Source organism: Saccharothrix lopnurensis (genome assembly GCF_042658445.1).
Lineage (GTDB): Bacteria > Actinomycetota > Actinomycetes > Mycobacteriales > Pseudonocardiaceae > Actinosynnema > Actinosynnema lopnurensis.
The window spans coordinates 65,609-83,221 of sequence record NZ_JBHSQO010000027.1; the positions used below are offsets into that span (position 1 = coordinate 65,609).

The following is a 17,613-nucleotide window of genomic DNA, read 5'->3' on the forward strand; positions in this document are numbered from 1 at the left end:
TCAACCGCCATTCGGGTGAATGTCCACTGTGGACCGAGTCGGTCAGTTGGCCGGGGTGCCGTCCTCGTTCGGCGGGTCCGAGTCGGGGAACGGGTCGGGGGTGGCCTCACGGAGGTCGGCCGCTTCCGACCTGGCCTCGGCGATGTCCCGCCGCACCTCCTCCAGCCGCTCGTCCTGCTCGGGTGTCCGGACCTCGCGCACGTCGTCCTCGTCGACCATGGCCCGGGGATTGCCGACAGGCGGGTGGACAAACCGCTTTGGACAGCGGTCGGCGCGAAAGCTAGCCTCTGTTAACAGACCACCGGTTCGTAAACGGCGAGGAGCCTCGATGTCGACCAGCGCGCCACCCCGTCCGTCCGCGCGGCGCCGCGTCGCGTTCGCGGTGGTGCTGCTCACGGTGACGGCGCTGCTGTTGTGGGTGCCGTACTTCGGCCTGTTCGCGCCGAGCGCGCGGTGGCCGTGGCCGGCGCAGTGGGCGGGCACCGCGTTCTTCGTCGCGGTCTCGGTGGCGTTCCCGCTGCTGCTGGTCCGCGCGCACGGCCGCCGGCACACCGACCGCGCCGCCCGGGTCGCGCACGCGGTGCTCGGCGTGGCGTGGGTGTTCTTCGCCTGGACCCTGGTCACCGACGTGCTGCGGCTCGTCCTGGCGGTCGCGGGCGTGGACAACCCGCTGCGGGCCCGGGTCGTGGCGGTGCTGCTGCTGGTGATCGGCCTGGCCCTGACCGCGCACGGCGTCCACGAGGCGCGGCGCGTGCCGAGGGTGCGGCGGACCGAGGTGGCGCTGCCCCGGCTGGGCGCGGCGTTCGACGGGCTCACCGTCGCGGTGCTCGCCGACACCCACTACGGCGCGATCGACCGCACCCGCTGGTCGCACGCCACCGTCGCGGCGGTCAACGAGCTGGACGCCGACGTGGTGGTCCACGTCGGCGACATCGCCGACGGCACGGTGGCGCAGCGCCGGGGCCAGGCCGCCGCGCTGGCCGACGTCCGCGCGCCGCACCGGTTCTACGTCTCCGGCAACCACGAGTACCTGGGCAATGCCCAGGCGTGGCTGGAGCACCTGACCGAGCTGGGCTGGACGAGCCTGCACAACCAGCACCGGGTGCTGGAGCGCGACGGGGCGCGGCTGGTGTTCGCGGGCGTGGACGACGTGACCGGCGCGCACTCCGGCGAACCCGGCCACGGCGCTGACCTCGCCGCGGCGCTGGCGGGCACCCGGCCCGAGGACCCGGTGGTGCTGCTGGCCCACCAGCCCTCCGAGATCGTCAAGGCGGTCGCCGCGGGCGTCGACCTCCAGCTGTCCGGCCACACCCACGGCGGCCAGATCTGGCCGTTCCACCTGCTGGTGCGGCTCCAGCAGCCGGTGCTGTCGGGGCTGAGCCGCCACGGTGAGCGCACCCGCCTCTACACCAGCCGGGGCGCCGGGTTCTGGGGTCCGCCGCTGCGGGTGTTCGCACCCAGCGAGATCTCCCTGCTGACCCTGCGCGCGGGAGCGTGATGGCGGGGGCGGTCCCGGCGTAGCATCACGGCCCCGTGAGGGTCTTGGTGGTGGGTGCGAGCGGGTTGATCGGGCAGCACGTGGTGGAGCGCCTGCGGGCGCTGGGGCACGGGGCGACGACCGCGGCGCGGACCGCGCGCGACGGCGTCGACCACGCCCTGGACGCCACGCGCGCGAGCGGTGCGGAGTTCCGCGCGCTGATGGCCGGGCACGACGGCGTGGTGTTCGCGGCGGGCGCGGACGACCGGGAGGTGCCGCGCGGGCCCGCCTACCCGGTGTTCCACCGCGGCAACGTCGCCCCGGTCGTGCGGCTGCTCACCGCGGCCCGCGAGGAGGGCCTGACCCGGGCGGTGGTCCTCGGGTCGTACTACACGCACTTCCACCGGGAGCACCCCGGCTGGCGGCTGACCGAGCGCCACCCCTACATCCGCAGCCGGGTCGAGCAGGCGCGCCTCGGCCGCGTGGCGGCGGGCCCGGACCTGCCGGTGGCGGTGCTGGAACTGCCGTTCGTGTTCGGCCGCGCCCGGGACCGGGAGCCGAACTGGGCGGGCCCGCTGGACCGGTGGGCGCGGTCGCGGTCACCGCTGCTGGCCCCACCGGGAGGCAGCGCCGCCACGACGGCCCGGTGCGTGGCCGAGGTGGCGGTGGACGCGCTGGAGCGGGCGTCCGGTGAGGACATCCCGGTGTCCGGGGAGAACCTGACCTGGTCGGGGATGATCGGCCGCGTCGCCGGCGCGGCCGGGCACCCGCGCCCGGTGCGCCGACTGCCGGGCGCGGTGGTGCGGGCGGCGCTGTGGGCGACCTGGGCGGCGCACGCCGCGCGGGGCAGGCAGTCCGGGTTGGATCCCCGGCACCTGGGCGACCTGCTGCTGCGGGAGCTGTTCATCCCGCCCACCCGACCGGAGTCCCTCGACCCGGCGATCGCGGAGACGTTCCCCCGCGACCGGCGGTAGTCGGGCGGCCCGCCGGGAGGGGCTGACGTTCTCCCGACCGGGTGAACTCACCCCGCCGGGGAGGTGGGCAGCGACGCTACGGGTGGTAGCGCCGGCTGCCCACTAGTAGCCGCGTCGACCGGCCGGGGGCGGCTCGTAGTCGTAGTCCTCGTCCTCGTCCGGCACGTCGAACGGCAACGGCCGGTTCGTCCACGAGTCCACCAGGACCAGCAGCACCACGAAGACGATGACGACCACACCGACCCAGGACAGGCCACCCCAGACCAGGACGCCCGCGATCAACAACAGCGGCAGGACGGTGAACAGGATGAAGGGGTCCACCCGCCCCAACCGCCGCCGTCGTCCGGAACTCGCCATCTACGCCCTCCCAGTCAAGCGCCTCCCGGGGTGAACTTACGCGACCCGGTTCACCGAGGCGTCATCCGGGCGTCACCGACCGCGCTGCTCCGTGCCGGGGTACTGCCCCCGGGAGCGCTCGGCGAAGGTGGCGATCACCGCGAGCAGGACCATGCCGACGCCCAGGCCGAGGTGCAGCAGGTTGTCGGCGGCGTTGAAGGGCACGAAGTTCGCCCCGCCCGCGGCGTCCACGGCCGAGCCGTAGACCCACAGCAGCAGGTAGACGAACCCCCCGACGACCAGGAAGGCGCGCGAGGCGCCCGCGGCGCGGGCCGCCAGGACACCGGCCACGCCGAACAGCAGGTGCACCAGGTTGTGCAGCACCGACACCTGGAACAGCCCGAACAGCTCCGCGCGCGACCCGGTGCCGGCGAAGCCGAGGTGGTCGAAGTGGGCGGTGATGCCGGGGATGAAGCCCAGCACCCCGACCAGCAGGAACACCGCCCCCACCAGGAGCGCGATCGCCTGGACGGGACGGCGGCGGGTGCCGGTGCGCTCGGTCGCGCTGGTCATGGCGGTCCTCCGGATCTGGCTGGTTGGGCCTGGCTTACCCGGGGTGGGTGGGGCGAAACCAAGATCCCCCGGGAGCGGCCGACCCGGGGCCGCGTCGCACCGGCGCACGCCACGAGGTCGATTTTTCCGCAGGCGCGGTTCTAGACTTCGGTTCGTGCCGAATTTGCGGATCAGCGAGGCCGCCGCCCTGCTGGGGGTCAGCGACGACACGGTGCGCCGGTGGGTCGAGCAGGGCCGGTTGGCCGAGGTGCGGCTGGACAGCGGCCGCAAGGGCGTGGACGGGCGCGAGCTGGCCGGGCTGGCCCGGCGCCTGGCCGAGGCGCCCGAGCCGGGCGCGACCGTCGCGGCGTCGGCGCGCAACCGGATGCGCGGCATCGTCACGCGGGTGGTCAAGGACGGGGTGATGGCGCAGGTGGAGATGCAGGCCGGGCCGTTCCGGGTGGTGTCGCTGATGAGCCGCGAGTCGGCCGACGAGCTGGGTCTGGAGGCCGGGTGCGTGGCGGTCGCCTCGATCAAGTCCACCCACGTGGTCGTCGAGATCCCGGGGGCGTGAGCGTGCGGGCGGTCGCCGCCGCGGTGGTCGCCGCGGTCCTGGTCTCCTGCGGCTCCCCCGGCCGGCCGGAGGCGCCCGAGCGGGTGACGGTGTTCGCCGCCGCGTCGTTGACCGAGGCGTTCACCGCGCTGGGGCGGGAGTTCGAGGTCGCCAACCCCGGCACGGAGGTGATCTTCAACTTCGGCGGCAGTTCCGGGCTGGCCCGGCAGATCGGGCAGGGCGCGCCGGCCGACGTGTTCGCCGCGGCCTCCCCCGACACCATGCGCCAGGTCGGCGACGCGGTGTCGCCGGTGACCTTCGCGCGCAACCGGCTGCGCGTCGCGGTGCCCCGGGGCAACCCGGCGGGGGTGACCGGGTTGGCGGACTTCGGCCGCGAGGAGCCGGTGATCGCCCTGTGCGCCGAGCAGGTGCCGTGCGGGGCGGCGGCGCGGGAGGTGTTCGCGGCGGCCGGGGTCGTGCCGCGGCCGGACACGCTGGAGCAGGACGTGAAGGCGGTGCTCACCAAGGTGCGGCTGGGCGAGGCGGACGCCGCGCTGGTCTACCGCACCGACGTGCTCGCCGCGGGCGACGCGGTCGAGGGCCTGGACTTCCCCGAGGCGGGGTTGGCGGTCAACGACTACCCGATCGCGGTGCTGGCCGCGGCGCCCAACGCGGCGGGGGCGCGGGCGTTCGTCGAGCACGTGCGGTCCGAGCGGGGGCGGACCGCGCTGGCCGGGTTCGGGTTCGACGCGCCGTGACGCGCGGCCGGCTGCCGGTGGTGCTGGCGCTGCCGGCGGCGGTGGGGTTGGCGTTCCTGCTGGTGCCGCTGGTGGGGCTGCTGGCCCGCGCGCCGTGGGGCGACCTGCCGGGGCAGCTGTTCAGCGCGTCGGTGGGCGAGGCGCTGCGGCTGTCGCTGGTGTGCGCGTCGCTGGCGACGGTGGTGTGCGTGGTGCTGGGCGTGCCGCTGGCCTGGGTGCTGGCGCGGGGCGACCTGCCGGGGCGGGGGCTGCTGCGGGCGCTGGTGACCGTGCCGCTGGTGCTGCCGCCGGTGGTGGGCGGGGTGGCGCTGCTGTTCGTGCTGGGGCGGCGCGGGCTCGTCGGGCAGCACCTGCACGAGTGGTTCGGGGTGTCGCTGCCGTTCACCACGGCCGGGGTGGTGCTGGCCGAGGCGTTCGTGGCCATGCCGTTCCTGGTGATCTCGGTGGAGGGCGCGCTGCGGGCCGCCGACCCGCGCTACGAGGAGGCGGCCGCGACCCTGGGCGCGTCGCGCTGGCTGGCGTTCCGGCGGGTCACGCTGCCGTCGGTGCTGCCGGGGGTGGTGGCGGGCACGGTGCTGTGCTGGGCGCGGGCGCTGGGCGAGTTCGGGGCGACCATCACCTTCGCCGGCAACTTCCCCGGCGAGACGACCACCATGCCGCTGGCGGTGTACCTGGCGCTGGAGACCGACCCGGACGCGGCGATCGTGCTGAGCGTGGTGCTGCTGGTGGTGTCGGTCGCGGTGCTGGCCGCGCTGCGCGACCGGTGGGTCAGCGGGCCGTCGTGACGCTGGACGCGCGCCTGGAGGTCGACCGCGGCCGGTTCCGGCTCGGGGTGGGGCTGACCGCGGAGCCCGGCGAGGTGGTGGCCCTGCTGGGGCCCAACGGGGCGGGCAAGACCACGGCGCTGCGCGCGCTGGCGGGGCTGCTGCGGTTGACCGGCGGGCACCTGCGCGTGGGCGGGCGGGAGTGGGACGTGCCGCCGGGGGTGTTCCTGCCGCCCGAGCGGCGGCCGATCGGCGTGGTGTTCCAGGACTACCTGCTGTTCGCGCACCTGAGCGCGCTGGAGAACGTCGCCTTCGGCCTGCGGGCGCGGGGCGCGGGTCGGGCGGCGGCCCGCGCGGAGGCGGCCCGCTGGCTGGAGCGGGTGGGGTTGGCCGAGCACGCGCGGACCCGGCCGCGGGCGCTGTCCGGCGGGCAGGCGCAGCGCGTCGCGCTGGCCCGCGCGCTGGTCACCCGCCCGGACCTGCTGCTGCTGGACGAGCCGCTGGCGGCGCTGGACGCGGCGACCCGCCTGCACGTGCGCGCGGAGCTGGCCGGGCACCTGCGCGACTACCCCGGCCACACCCTGCTGGTCACCCACGACCCGCTCGACGCCATGGTGCTGGCCGACCGGCTGGTGGTGCTGGAGCGCGGCGAGGTGGTGCAGCAGGGCGCGCCGGCCGAGGTCGCCCGCCGGCCGCGCACCGACTACGTCGCCGACCTGGTGGGCCTGAACCTCTACCGGGGCACGGCCTCGGGCGCCTCGGTGGCGCTGGACGGTGGCGGCGCGCTGACCGTGGCCGCGCCGGCGGCCGGGCGCGTGCACGTGGTGTTCCCGCCGAACGCGGTGAGCCTGCACCCCGCGCGGCCCGGCGGCAGCCCGCGCAACGCGTGGGAGGTGACCGTGGCCGGGGTGGAGCGGCACGCGCACACCACCCGCGTCCGGTTGGAGGGCGCGCCGCCCGTGCTGGCCGACGTGACCACCGCGACCGTGGCCGAGCTGCGGCTCAAGCCGGGCGACCGACTGTGGGCCGCGGTGAAGGCGACCGAGGTGAGCGCCTACCCGGCCTGAGTGAGTAACCAACCACTCCTGTTGACAAGGAGGGACTTCACCCGTTTACTTCTCCCTGGATTGAGTGACTGACCACTCACAGATGGAGGAGGCTCCGTGGACGACGCGTCGACCGGACAGGTGCTGGAGGTCGTGCTGCCCGGGGTGGTCGAACCCGACGGGCTGGTGCTGCGCCACCGCGAGCGCCCCACCCCCGGCCCCGGTCGAGCCCTGGTGCGGGTCGAGGCGACGGGGGTGTCGTTCGCCGAGCAGCAGATGCGCCGGGCCAAGTACTACGACCAGCCCCCGTTCCCGTTCGTGCCCGGCTACGACCTGGTCGGCACGGTCGCCGAGGTGGGCCCCGGCGTCGACCCCGGCCTGCTGGGCGGCCGGTTCGCCGTGCTCACCAAGACCGGCGGGTGGGCCAGCCACGCCGTGGTGGACGCCGCCGACCTGGTGCCCGTGCCCGACGGCGTCGACCCCGCCGAGGCCGAAACGGTGGTGGTCAACGGCATCACCGCCTGGCAGATGCTGCACGGCGTCGCCCGGGTCGCCGAGGGGCAGACCGTGCTGGTGCACGGCGCGAACGGCGGCGTCGGCTCCACCCTGGTGCAACTGGCCCGCCTGGCCGGGGCACGGGTCATCGGCACCGCGTCGCCGCGCCACCACGACGCGGTGCGCGAACTGGGCGCCACCCCCCTGGACTACCGCGACCCCGCGCTGCCCGCGAAGGTGCGCGAACTGGCCCCCGGCGGCGTGGACGCGGTCTTCGACCACGTCGGCGGTCCCGGCATCGTCGACTCCTGGCGGCTGCTGGGACCGCGCAGCACCCTGGTGGCCTACGGCACCGCGTCCACGCGCGACGCCCCGGGCTCCTCCCGCCTGCCGGTGCTCAGGCTGTTCGCCCGCCTGCTCCTGTGGGACGCCCTGCCCGGTGGCCGCACCGCGAAGTTCTTCAACATCTGGACGGGCAAGCGCGACGCGGCCGGCTTCCGCGCCCGCCTGGGCCACGACCTGGGGGCGGTGTTCGCGCTGCTGGCCGAGGGGCGACTGCGACCGCAGGTGGCCGCGCGCGTGCCGCTGGAACGGGTGGCCGAGGCGGTGGCGCTGGCCGAGTCCGGCACGATCACCGGCAAGGTCGTGCTGGTGCCGTGAGAACCACCGGCCGGGGCCGCGAATTTCGGTTGCGCCCCGGCCCGGACCGGGCGACCGTGGGCACCCGTTTCGCGCCCGGGGTGCGGTGCGGAACGGGTTCCGACCGAATTCCGTTTCGACGAAAGAGGACGTTCCAGGTGAATCACCACCGCGAGGTGCTGTCGCTGTCGGGGCGGGTCGCCGCCACGATGTCGGAGGCGATCGGCCGGGTCCGGGCGGACCTGGCCGGGGCGGACCCGGTGGTGCGACGATCCGACCGCGCCGACTTCCAGTGCAACGCCGCCCTCGCCCTGGCCAAGCGCCTCGGCGTCGAGCCCCGCGACCTGGCCACCGACATCGCGGGCGCGCTCGACCTCGACGGGCAGACCGTGGTCGCCGCCGCGGCACCGTCGGGCCCCGGCTTCCTCAACGTCACCGTGACCGACCACGCGGTCTGGGAGCAGGTCGCCGCCCGCCTGCGGGACCTCCGCCTCGGCACGGGCGCGCCGGAGGGCGGGCGGCGGACCGTCGTCGACTACTCGGCGCCCAACATCGCCAAGGAGATGCACGTCGGGCACCTCCGCACGACGATCATCGGCGACAGCCTGGCCCGCGTCCTGGACTTCCTCGGCGCGGACGTGGTGCGCCAGAACCACCTGGGCGACTGGGGAACCCAGTTCGGGATGCTGATCCAGTACCTCGACGAGCACCCGGACGCCACGTGGCACCACGACGAGCTCGACGAGGGCGCCTCGGCGGTGTCCGCCCTCAACGACCTGTACCGGTCGGCACGCGCCGAGTTCGACGCCGACCCGGACTTCGCCGACCGCTCCCGCGCCCGCGTCGTCGCCCTCCAGGCGGGCGACCCGGACACCGTCGCGGTCTGGCGGGGCATCGTCACCGAGTCCGAACGGTCGTTCCGCGCGATCTACGACCGGTTGACCGTGCTGCTCACCGCCGAGGACTCGGTGGGCGAGTCGTTCTACAACCCCGTGCTGGCCGACACCGTGGACGAGCTGGTCGCCGCGGGCCTGGCCGTCGAGAGCGAGGGCGCGCTGGTCTTCCACTCAAACGAGGTGTCCGGCCCGGAGGGCAAACCCGCCGCGCTCGTGGTCCGCAAGAGCGACGGCGGCTACGGCTACGACACCACCGACCTGGCCACCATCCGCCACCGCGTCCGCGAGCTCGGGGCCGACCGGCTGGTCTACGTCACCGACTCGCGCCAGTCCCTGCACTTCCAGCTCGTCTTCGAGGCCGCCCGCCGCGCCGGCTGGCTCACCGACGACACCAGCGCCGAGCACGTCGCCTACGGCACGATCCTCGGCCCGGACGGGACGCCGTTCAAGACCCGGGCGGGCGGCACCGTCCGCCTCGTGGACCTGCTCGACGCCGCCGTCACCCGCGCCCGCGCCGTCGTGGTCGAGAAGAACCCGGACCTCGACGCGGCCGAGCTGGACCGGATCGCCGAGTCGGCGGGCATCGCCGCGGTCAAGTACGCGGACCTGTCCACCTCACGGGTGAAGGACTACTCCTTCGACGTCGACCGCATGGTCTCCTTCACCGGCAACACCGGGGTCTACCTCCAGTACGCCCACGCCCGCATCAGCTCCATCCTGCGCAACGCGGGCGACCCGGACACCACCGTGGACCCCACCACCGCGCTCCACCCGGCCGAGCGGGACCTCGTCCTGACGCTCGACGCCCACGACGCCGTCCTGACCGAGGTCGCCGCCACCCTCGAACCGCACCGGCTCTGCGGCCACCTCTACGAGGTGGCCCGCGCCTTCACCGCGTTCTACGAAGCCTGCCCCGTCCTGAAGGCCGACGAACCCGTGCGCGGCAACCGGCTCGCCCTGTGCCGGCTCACGGCCCGCACGCTGGGCCACGGCCTCGACCTGCTGGGGATCGCCGCACCGGAACGCATGTAGTCCCGCCGCCTCCCGCCACCGCGCACCGGTACCCGGTGCCACGCGGTGGCGGGAGGCCCGCGCCGGACGACCTGGCGGAGGTGGCCGGGCGGGCGGCCGGGCCGCACGTGACAGAACGTCACACCCTTGACACCGCCGCGTCATTGCTCGCACACTATGACCGCCTTGGATGTTAACGCAAACATCCGTGGCTCTCGCCCCACCGGGACGCCGCGGACGCCAGTCGACGGCCGCAGCGCGGTGTCATGGCGCCGACGGGCCACCGCCCGGGTCATGACGACCGGCGCCTCCCGCGCACAGCTGGACACCACCGACCCGAGCCGGTGCCCCAGGCCGGCCGATCGCCCGGCAGTCGTCGACACCCCGAGGAGATCAACGATGAACTCTTCACCCTCCCGCCGCGGACGCCCCACCTTGGTCGCCCCGACGACGGTGTGCCACACCGGCCGCGAACGGCGCCGCGACTGATCCCGGAGGGGTGAACCGGGCCGACCACCGGGCGACCGCGCCACCGACGAGGTCGCGCCCCCGGCCCGTCCGAACCGGACGGTCGTTCCGCCGCACCCGGCCGCCGCACCCGGCCACCACCGGCTCCCGCCGGAACTGCCGCGCCGCTCGCCGCGATCCCGATCACCACCCCGGCTGCGTGTTCACGCTAACACCGCACGGTCCTCTGTCGACCGCGGCCGCGCCGCGCACACCCCCGACCCAGGAGATCACCCGTGAACAGACAGAAGGTCAAGCGCTGGCTGGCCCGGCTCAGCCTCGTGGCGCTCACCGCCGCCGGCACCGCAGTGACCGTCGCGTCGCCCGCGCAGGCCGCCCCCGGCTACGTCTACACCACGTTCAAGGGCGACGCCGCCGCCGACCAGGAGCTCTGGGTCTACTCCTCCACCAACGGCACGAACTTCGGCGTGCTGGCCGACACGAACTACCGCGGCCCGTCCGGCGTGCTCCGCGACCCCAGCGTCATCCAGCACAACGGGCTCTACTACATCGCCCACACCGTCCAGTCCTGGACCACGAACTCGACGCACTTCAACATCGCCTCCAGCCCCGACCTGGTCAACTGGACGCACGTCACGAGCGTCAACTCCGGCGTCGCCAACACGCGGTTCACCTGGGCGCCCGAGTTCTACGTCGAGAACGGCACCGTCCGGATCATCGTGAGCATCGCCCAGACGACGTGCTCCAACTGCTTCCGCCCCTACGTCTTCACCGCCCAGAACAGCGCGCTGTCCTCCTGGAGCGCCCCGGCGCAGATGGGCGGCCTCGGCTACAACTACATCGACACCTACGTGGTGAAGTCGGGCAGCACCTACCACGCCTTCACCAAGAACGAGACCACCAAGTACATCGAGCACTGGACCAGCACGAGCCTCACCGGCGGGTGGGCCAACCGGGGCCAGCTGTGGAGCTCGGGCTACGAGGGGCCGGCCGTGCTGCGGATGGCCGACGGCTCCTGGCGCGTCTGGGTCGACAAGTACACCAACGGCGGCATCTGGACGGCCACCAGCTCGAACCTGGACTCCTGGTCTGGCCTGGGCCAGATCACGTGCCCCGGTTGCCGCCACGGCACGATCCTGCCGGTGGCCGACGTGCCCGGCGCGGTGCCCGCCTACCGCGTGACCAACCGCAACAGCGGCCGGGTGGTGGACGTCGTGTCGGCCTCCACCGCGAACAACGCCGAGATCAAGCAGTGGTCGTGGAACGGCGGCGGCAACCAGCAGTGGGAGTTCCAGGACGCGGGCGACGGCTGGTCCCGCATCGTCAACCGCAACAGCGGCAAGTGCCTGGACGTGGCCAGCGGCTCCACCGCCGACGGGGCGAACGTCATCCAGTACACCTGCGGCGGCGCCACCAACCAGCAGTGGCAGTGGCAGACCGACGGCGGCTACTCCCGGATCGTCGCCCGGCACAGCGGCAAGTGCCTCGACGTCGTCAACTCCGGCACCGGCGACGGCGCCGACATCCAGCAGTACACCTGCGGCGGCGGCGCCAACCAGCAGTGGACCCGCGCCCAGGTCTAGTGATTGGACACCTCATGACACTGATCACGGCGCCTGGTGCTCCCCCAGCAGGACCACCGCGGCGCGCCCGGTCGTGGCGCCGGTCGCTGACCACCCTGGCGGTGACCGCGCTCACCGCGGCGGGCCTCGTCGCCCCCGCGGCGCCGGCCACCGCCGCCACCAGCCAGTTCCGCGGCGTGAACTGGGCCGTGCTGGGCGACAACTTCAGCACCGGCACGCTCGTCGTGCAGGGCCTGAGCCTGTCCGACAGCAACGCGACGGTCCGGGCCAAGGCCAACGCCCTCTACGACGACATGGCCTCCACCCTGGGGGTCAACACCGTCCGCCTGCCCATCAACACCCACACCGTGGCCAACACGACGTGGTGGAACGCCTACCGCGGCGCGATCGACGCCGCGACCGCCCGCGGGTTCAAGGTCATCCTCGCCTACTGGGAGGACGGCGCCGCGTCCGGCGGCCGGATCACGAACCTGGCCGCGTGGAACACGATGTGGTCCAGCGTGACCAACACGTACGGCTCCAACGGCAACGTCTACTTCGAACCGATGAACGAGCCGCACGGCTACAGTTCGGCGGACTGGCGCACCGTCGCCGCGAACTGGCTGTCCTACCACACCTCGGCGGTGCCGGGCCGGGTGCTCATCGGCGGCACCGGCTACAGCCAGGACCTGCGCGACGTCTGCAACGACAGCCGCTTCAACGCCACGCTGCTGTCCTTCCACCACTACGCCTTCTTCTACAGCCCGATGACCTACGACGCCTTCCGGAGCCACATCCAGACGCGCCTGGGCAACTGCGCCTCCCGCGCGGTCGCCACCGAGTTCGGCGCGCCGATGTCCACCGGCCTCAACTACGGCGACGCCGGCAGCACCGACAACTTCGTGCGCCACATCCGCGCCATGGCCCAGGTCATGCGCGACAACCGGATGGGCGGCACCTACTGGCCCGCCATCGGCGGCAAGCCCGGGAACATCGGCTACGACTACTACTCGATGTACTCCCTGAGCGGCAGCGGCACCGACCTCAACCTGACCGTCCGCAACGCCTCCGGCGCCACCCGCCTCCGCTACGCCTGGGGCGACGACACCGGGAACGACCCCGCACCGACCTACTACCGCCTCGACGTCCGCCACAGCGGCAAGTCCATGGACGTCCAGCAACCGAACACCGACGACGGCGCCCGCGTCGGCCAGTACGCCTACGGCGGCAACGCCTGGCAGCAGTGGCAGTTCCAGGACGCGGGCAGCGGCTACTGGCGCATCGTCAGCCGCCACAGCGGCAAGTGCCTGGACGTGGTGAGCGCCTCCACCGCCGACGGCGCCGAACTCGTCCAGTACACCTGCGGCAGCGGCACCAACCAGCAGTTCCAGCTGGTCACCAACGGCAGTTGGTCCCAGCTCCGGGCGCGGCACAGCGGCAAGTGCGTGGACGTGCCGTCCGCCTCCACCGCCGACGGCGCGGTCCTCAAGCAGTACCCGTGCAACTCCGGCACCAACCAGCAGTGGTCGCGCACGACCGTCTGACGGTCGGCTCGACGTGACCGCGGAACCTCGCGCGCCAGGCTCGTGCCCGGCACCGGGGGTTCCGCCGTACCCGGAGGACTGAGCGCCCTCACGCACCGCTCCCGCCCGCAATTCACACGATTGTGTCGATTTGGCCGGATTCCGGGAATTCAGCTCGGGATTTTACTCGCGAATCCGGTCGCCCCGGCCGTTGATCCGGGCCATCCTGGGGCAGGGGCCGAGAGGCGAGGCCGTGCAGGAGGGGCAGGTAGATGTCGTCCACCAGCTCCGCCACCGCGTCCTCGGACAGGGGCGCGCCGCAGGCCATGGACTCGCTGCGGATCAGGTCCAGCGGCACGCGGGCCGCCCGGTGAGGCACCTCGACGGGCGGGAGCTCGCCCCTGGCCACGGCCCGGTCGACGATCGCGTCCAGCGGTCCGGTCAGCGGCGACCTCGAGGTCAGGCGGTCGCGGAGGATACCGGCCACCTCCGGGTGGCGGAACGCCTCGCCCATGACGCCCGCGATCATCTCGTTCATCATCGAGTCCGCCCGGCGGGCCACCGAGGAGAACAGGCCGAGCAGGTCCTCCCTCAGGTCGCCCGTGTCGGGGTCCGCCACCGACACCGGGACCCGGCGGTTCCACGCCGCCAGGGCCAGTTCGGCCCGGCTCGGCCAGCGGCGGTAGATGACCGGCTTGCTCGTGCCCGCCCTCTTCGCCACCGCCTCGATGGTCAGCCGGGAGTAGCCGACCTCGCTCAGCTCCGCCCATGCCGCGTCCAGGACCGCGGCCTCCAGCTCGGCCCCGCGACGCCGCGACCTCGGTTCGGCCACCCTGCTCCTTAGATACGTTGCGTTTCTTATAAAACCGGTCTACCTTGCACACATTAGACACGATCCGTTTCCTATGGGGGAAGTTCGTTGCTCACCCGCCTGCTCCGCACACACCTGCGGCCCTACCGGCGAGAACTCACCGTCGTGCTGGTGCTCCAGCTCGTCGGCACCGTGGCCTCGCTGTACCTGCCCAGCCTCAACGCCGACATCATCGACTTCGGCATCGCCACCGGCGACACGGACTACATCCTGTCCACCGGCGGCTGGATGCTCCTGGTCAGCGTCGTGCAGGTCGGCTGCTCCGTCGGCGCCGTCTACTACGGCGCCCGGACGGCCATGGGCTTCGGCCGCGACGTCCGCTCGGCCGTGTTCCACCGGGTCGGGGAGTTCTCCGCGCGCGAGGTCGCCTCGTTCGGGCCGTCCTCGCTGATCACCCGCACCACCAACGACGTGCAGCAGGTGCAGCTGCTGGTGGTGATGGTGTGCACCATGCTGATCGCCGCCCCGATCACGTGCGTGGCGGGCATCGTCATGGCGCTGCGCGAGGACTTCGGGCTGTCCTGGCTGCTGCTCGTGTGCGTGCCCGCGCTGGCCCTCTCGATCGGGCTGATCGTGGTGCGGATGGTCCCGCAGTTCCGGTTGATGCAGGAGCGGATCGACGCGGTCAACCGGGTGCTGCGCGAGCAGCTGTCCGGCATCCGCGTGGTGCGCGCCTTCGTCCGCGAGCCCCACGAGACCGAGCGGTTCTCCGGGGTGAACCGGGCGCTGACGGACACCGCGCTGCGGGTCGGCCGGTTGCAGGCGCTGATCTTCCCGGTGGTGATGCTGCTGCTGAACGCCTCCAGCGTGGCCGTGCTGTGGTTCGGCGCCTACCGGGTCGACGCGGGCCAGATGCAGATCGGCGCGCTGACCGCGTTCCTCAGCTACCTGATGCAGATCCTCATGTCGGTCATGATGGCCACGTTCATCTCGATGATGATCCCGCGCGCCGCGGTGAGCGCCGAGCGCATCAACGAGGTGCTGGACACCCGGTCGTCGGTGACGCCGCCGCCGAACCCGGTGGTGGAGCTGCCCCGGCGGGCCGAGGTGGAGTTCGTCAACGCGGGGTTCCGCTACCCCGGCGCGGCGGACGCGGTGCTGCGCGACGTGACGTTCACGGCCGAGGCGGGCCGCACCACGGCGATCATCGGCAGCACCGGCGCGGGCAAGACCACCCTGGTCAACCTGATCCCCCGGCTCATCGACGTCACCTCCGGCGCGGTGCTGGTCGACGGCGTGGACGTGCGGGAGGTCGACGCGGACGCGCTGTGCTCGCGCATCGGCCTGGTGCCGCAACGGCCGTACCTGTTCACCGGCACCGTCGCGAGCAACCTGCGCTACGGCAACCCCGCCGCCACCGACGAGGAGCTGTGGGCGGCGCTGGAGGTCGCCCAGGCGCGGGGTTTCGTGGAGGCCATGCCCGAGGGGCTCGACGCCCCGATCGCGCAAGGCGGCACGAACGTGTCGGGCGGTCAGCGGCAGCGGTTGTCCATCGCGCGGGCGCTGGTCCGCAAGCCCGGCATCTACCTGTTCGACGACGCGTTCTCCGCGCTGGACCTGGCCACCGACGCGAGGCTGCGCGCGGCGCTGCGCCCGCACACCGCGCACGCCGTCGTGCTCGTCGTCGCGCAGCGGGTGTCCACGATCATCGACGCGGACCGCATCGTGGTGCTGGACAACGGGTCCGTGGTCGGCACCGGCACCCACCGCGAACTGCTGGACACGTGCCCCACCTACGTCGAGATCGTCGAGTCCCAGCTGACCCCGGAGCAGGCCGCATGAGCACCGCCACGACGAACCGCGCGCCCGCCCGGATGGGCGGGAACTTCCCCGGCATGGGGATGCCGATGGGCAAGGCGGAGAACTTCACGCCGTCGGCGAAGAGGCTCGTGCGGCGGCTGCGCCCGGAGCGCGGCACGGTCGCGGCCGTGGTCGTCCTGGGGGTCGTCAGCGTCGCGTTCGCGGTCGCCGGGCCCAAGATCCTCGGCCACGCCACCGACATCATCTTCAACGGCGTGCTCGCGCGGGTGCGCGGCGTGCCGGGCGCCGGGATCGACTTCGGCGCGCTCGGCGAGGTGCTGGCCTGGGTGCTGGCGCTGTACCTGGCCTCCTCGCTGTTCGGCTGGGCGCAGGGCCGCATCCTCAACAACGTGGTGCAGCGGGTGGTCCTGACGCTGCGGGCCGACGTGGAGGCGAAGCTGCACCGGCTGCCGCTGCGCTACTTCGACGGCCAGCCGCGCGGCGAGACCCTGTCCCGCGTCACCAACGACATCGACAACATCTCGACCACGTTGCAGCAGACGCTGAGCCAGCTGCTGACCTCGCTGCTGACCGTGGTGGGCGTGCTGATCATGATGATCACCATCTCGCCGCTGCTGGCGCTGATCGCGCTGCTGCTGATCCCGGTGTCGGTGGTGGTGACCGCCCGGATCCGCACGGTGTCGCAGGCGCAGTTCGTGGCGCAGTGGAAGCACACCGGCGCGCTGAACGCGCACATCGAGGAGGCGTTCACCGGGCACCAGCTGGTGAAGGTGTTCGGCCGGCAGCGGGAGTCCGAGGAGGAGTTCCGGCGGCGCAACGACGAGCTGGTGGGTTCGGCGACGAGCGCGCAGTTCATGTCCGGCCTGATCATGCCGGTGATGATGTTCCTGTCGAACATCAGCTACGTGGCGGTCGCGGTGGTCGGCGGGCTGCGGATCACCTCGGGGGCGATGACGCTGGGCGAGGTGCAGGCGTTCATCCAGTACTCGCGCCAGTTCACCCAGCCGCTGACGCAGGTGGCGTCGATGGCGAACCTGATGCAGTCGGGCGTGGCCTCGGCCGAGCGGGTGTTCGAGGTGCTCGACGCGGAGGAGCAGGCCCCGGACCCGGTCGACGCGCCGGTGCCCGAGGCGAGCCGGGGCCGGGTGGCGTTCGAGCACGTCGGGTTCTCCTACCGGCCGGACCAGCCGCTGATCGAGGACCTGTCGCTGGTGGCCGAACCCGGCCAGACGGTGGCCATCGTCGGCCCGACCGGCGCGGGCAAGACCACGCTGGTGAACCTGGTGCTGCGCTTCTACGAGCTGGACTCCGGCCGGATCACGCTGGACGGCACGGACATCACCGCGCTGCGGCGCTCGGACCTGCGGTCGCGGATCGGCATGGTGCTCCAGGACACGTGGCTGTTCGGCGGCACGATCCGGGACAACATCGCCTACGGCCGCCCCGGCGCGTCGGAGGAGGAGATCGTGGCCGCCGCGCGGGCCACCTACGTGGACCGGTTCGTGCGCACGCTGCCCGACGGGTACGACACGGTGATCGACGAGGAGGGCACGAACGTCAGCGCGGGCGAGAAGCAGCTGCTGACGATCGCCCGCGCGTTCCTCGCCGACCCGTCGCTGCTGATCCTGGACGAGGCGACCTCGTCAGTGGACACGCGCACCGAATCGCTGGTCCAGCACGCGATGGCGGCGCTGCGGTCGTCGCGGACGAGCTTCGTCATCGCGCACCGGCTGTCGACGATCCGGGACGCGGACCTGATCCTGGTGATGGAGTCGGGCCGGATCGTGGAGCAGGGGACGCACGAGGAACTGCTGGAGGCGCACGGCGCCTACCACCGGCTGTACTCGGCGCAGTTCGCCGCCGCTGCGGGGTGAGGCGGGGCCCCAGCGGGAGGGCTGAGGCCGAGAGCCGTGGTGGGTTGAGGCCG

Annotated in this window: 16 protein-coding genes; 12 read left to right on the top strand and 4 right to left on the bottom strand. The window is 73.1% G+C overall.

Going from position 1 to position 17,613, the window contains the following annotated elements:
- Positions 1-42 precede the first annotated feature (42 nt).
- Entirely contained in the window at positions 43-219 is a 177-nt protein-coding gene (locus tag ACFP3R_RS23925; protein WP_380638623.1) for a hypothetical protein, read from the bottom strand.
- Positions 220-328: 109 nt separating this feature from the next.
- Between ACFP3R_RS23925 and ACFP3R_RS23930 the strand changes: the two genes are divergently transcribed.
- Positions 329-1,498: a metallophosphoesterase gene (locus tag ACFP3R_RS23930; RefSeq protein WP_380638624.1), complete on the top strand. Its 1,170-nt coding sequence runs from the start codon at positions 329-331 to the stop codon at positions 1,496-1,498.
- A gap of 35 nt (positions 1,499-1,533) precedes the next feature.
- Positions 1,534-2,451, top strand: a complete 918-nt coding sequence (locus ACFP3R_RS23935; protein WP_380638625.1) for an NAD-dependent epimerase/dehydratase family protein — start codon at positions 1,534-1,536, stop codon at positions 2,449-2,451.
- Positions 2,452-2,553: 102 nt separating this feature from the next.
- On the opposite strand, the gene ACFP3R_RS23940 is transcribed toward ACFP3R_RS23935, so the two are convergent.
- Both ACFP3R_RS23940 and ACFP3R_RS23945 read right to left on the bottom strand, forming a co-directional pair.
- Positions 2,554-2,772, bottom strand: a complete 219-nt coding sequence (locus ACFP3R_RS23940) for a hypothetical protein (RefSeq protein WP_380638626.1) — start codon at positions 2,770-2,772, stop codon at positions 2,554-2,556.
- 108 nt (positions 2,773-2,880) lie between these two features.
- Positions 2,881-3,360, bottom strand: coding sequence for a DUF4383 domain-containing protein (locus ACFP3R_RS23945; protein WP_380638627.1), 480 nt, complete (start codon positions 3,358-3,360; stop codon positions 2,881-2,883).
- Between the two features lie 154 nt (positions 3,361-3,514).
- Between ACFP3R_RS23945 and ACFP3R_RS23950 the strand changes: the two genes are divergently transcribed.
- The 8 genes from ACFP3R_RS23950 to ACFP3R_RS23985 all read left to right on the top strand — a co-directional run bounded on the left by ACFP3R_RS23950 (position 3,515) and on the right by ACFP3R_RS23985 (position 13,075).
- Complete coding sequence (locus ACFP3R_RS23950; protein WP_380638628.1) at positions 3,515-3,913, top strand: TOBE domain-containing protein; 399 nt, start codon at positions 3,515-3,517, stop codon at positions 3,911-3,913.
- The gene (gene modA, locus ACFP3R_RS23955; RefSeq protein WP_380638629.1) at positions 3,910-4,650 is read left to right on the top strand and encodes a molybdate ABC transporter substrate-binding protein; all 741 of its coding nucleotides are present in this window, start codon (positions 3,910-3,912) and stop codon (positions 4,648-4,650) included. The genes ACFP3R_RS23950 and modA overlap by 4 nt, the downstream gene beginning before the upstream one ends.
- Complete coding sequence (gene modB / locus ACFP3R_RS23960) at positions 4,647-5,435, top strand: molybdate ABC transporter permease subunit (RefSeq protein ID WP_380638630.1); 789 nt, start codon at positions 4,647-4,649, stop codon at positions 5,433-5,435. The genes modA and modB overlap by 4 nt, the downstream gene beginning before the upstream one ends.
- Positions 5,432-6,481: an ABC transporter ATP-binding protein gene (locus tag ACFP3R_RS23965; RefSeq protein WP_380638631.1), complete on the top strand. Its 1,050-nt coding sequence runs from the start codon at positions 5,432-5,434 to the stop codon at positions 6,479-6,481. Before modB ends, ACFP3R_RS23965 begins: the two co-directional genes overlap by 4 nt.
- A gap of 96 nt (positions 6,482-6,577) precedes the next feature.
- On the top strand, positions 6,578-7,615 hold the full coding sequence (locus tag ACFP3R_RS23970; protein WP_380638632.1) for a medium chain dehydrogenase/reductase family protein: 1,038 nt from the start codon (positions 6,578-6,580) through the stop codon (positions 7,613-7,615).
- A gap of 137 nt (positions 7,616-7,752) precedes the next feature.
- Positions 7,753-9,522: an arginine--tRNA ligase gene (argS, locus tag ACFP3R_RS23975; protein WP_465269998.1), complete on the top strand. Its 1,770-nt coding sequence runs from the start codon at positions 7,753-7,755 to the stop codon at positions 9,520-9,522.
- Between the two features lie 722 nt (positions 9,523-10,244).
- A complete protein-coding gene (locus tag ACFP3R_RS23980) occupies positions 10,245-11,552 on the top strand; it encodes an RICIN domain-containing protein (RefSeq protein WP_380638633.1) in 1,308 nt (435 codons plus the stop codon).
- Positions 11,553-11,566: 14 nt separating this feature from the next.
- Positions 11,567-13,075, top strand: coding sequence for an RICIN domain-containing protein (locus ACFP3R_RS23985; protein ID WP_380638634.1), 1,509 nt, complete (start codon positions 11,567-11,569; stop codon positions 13,073-13,075).
- Positions 13,076-13,187: 112 nt separating this feature from the next.
- On the opposite strand, the gene ACFP3R_RS23990 is transcribed toward ACFP3R_RS23985, so the two are convergent.
- Complete coding sequence (locus tag ACFP3R_RS23990; protein WP_380638635.1) at positions 13,188-13,886, bottom strand: TetR/AcrR family transcriptional regulator; 699 nt, start codon at positions 13,884-13,886, stop codon at positions 13,188-13,190.
- An 87-nt stretch (positions 13,887-13,973) separates the two neighbouring features.
- Between ACFP3R_RS23990 and ACFP3R_RS23995 the strand changes: the two genes are divergently transcribed.
- Positions 13,974-15,707, top strand: coding sequence for an ABC transporter ATP-binding protein (locus tag ACFP3R_RS23995; RefSeq protein ID WP_380638636.1), 1,734 nt, complete (start codon positions 13,974-13,976; stop codon positions 15,705-15,707).
- The gene (locus ACFP3R_RS24000; RefSeq protein WP_380638637.1) at positions 15,704-17,560 is read left to right on the top strand and encodes an ABC transporter ATP-binding protein; all 1,857 of its coding nucleotides are present in this window, start codon (positions 15,704-15,706) and stop codon (positions 17,558-17,560) included. Before ACFP3R_RS23995 ends, ACFP3R_RS24000 begins: the two co-directional genes overlap by 4 nt.
- Positions 17,561-17,613 lie beyond the last annotated feature (53 nt).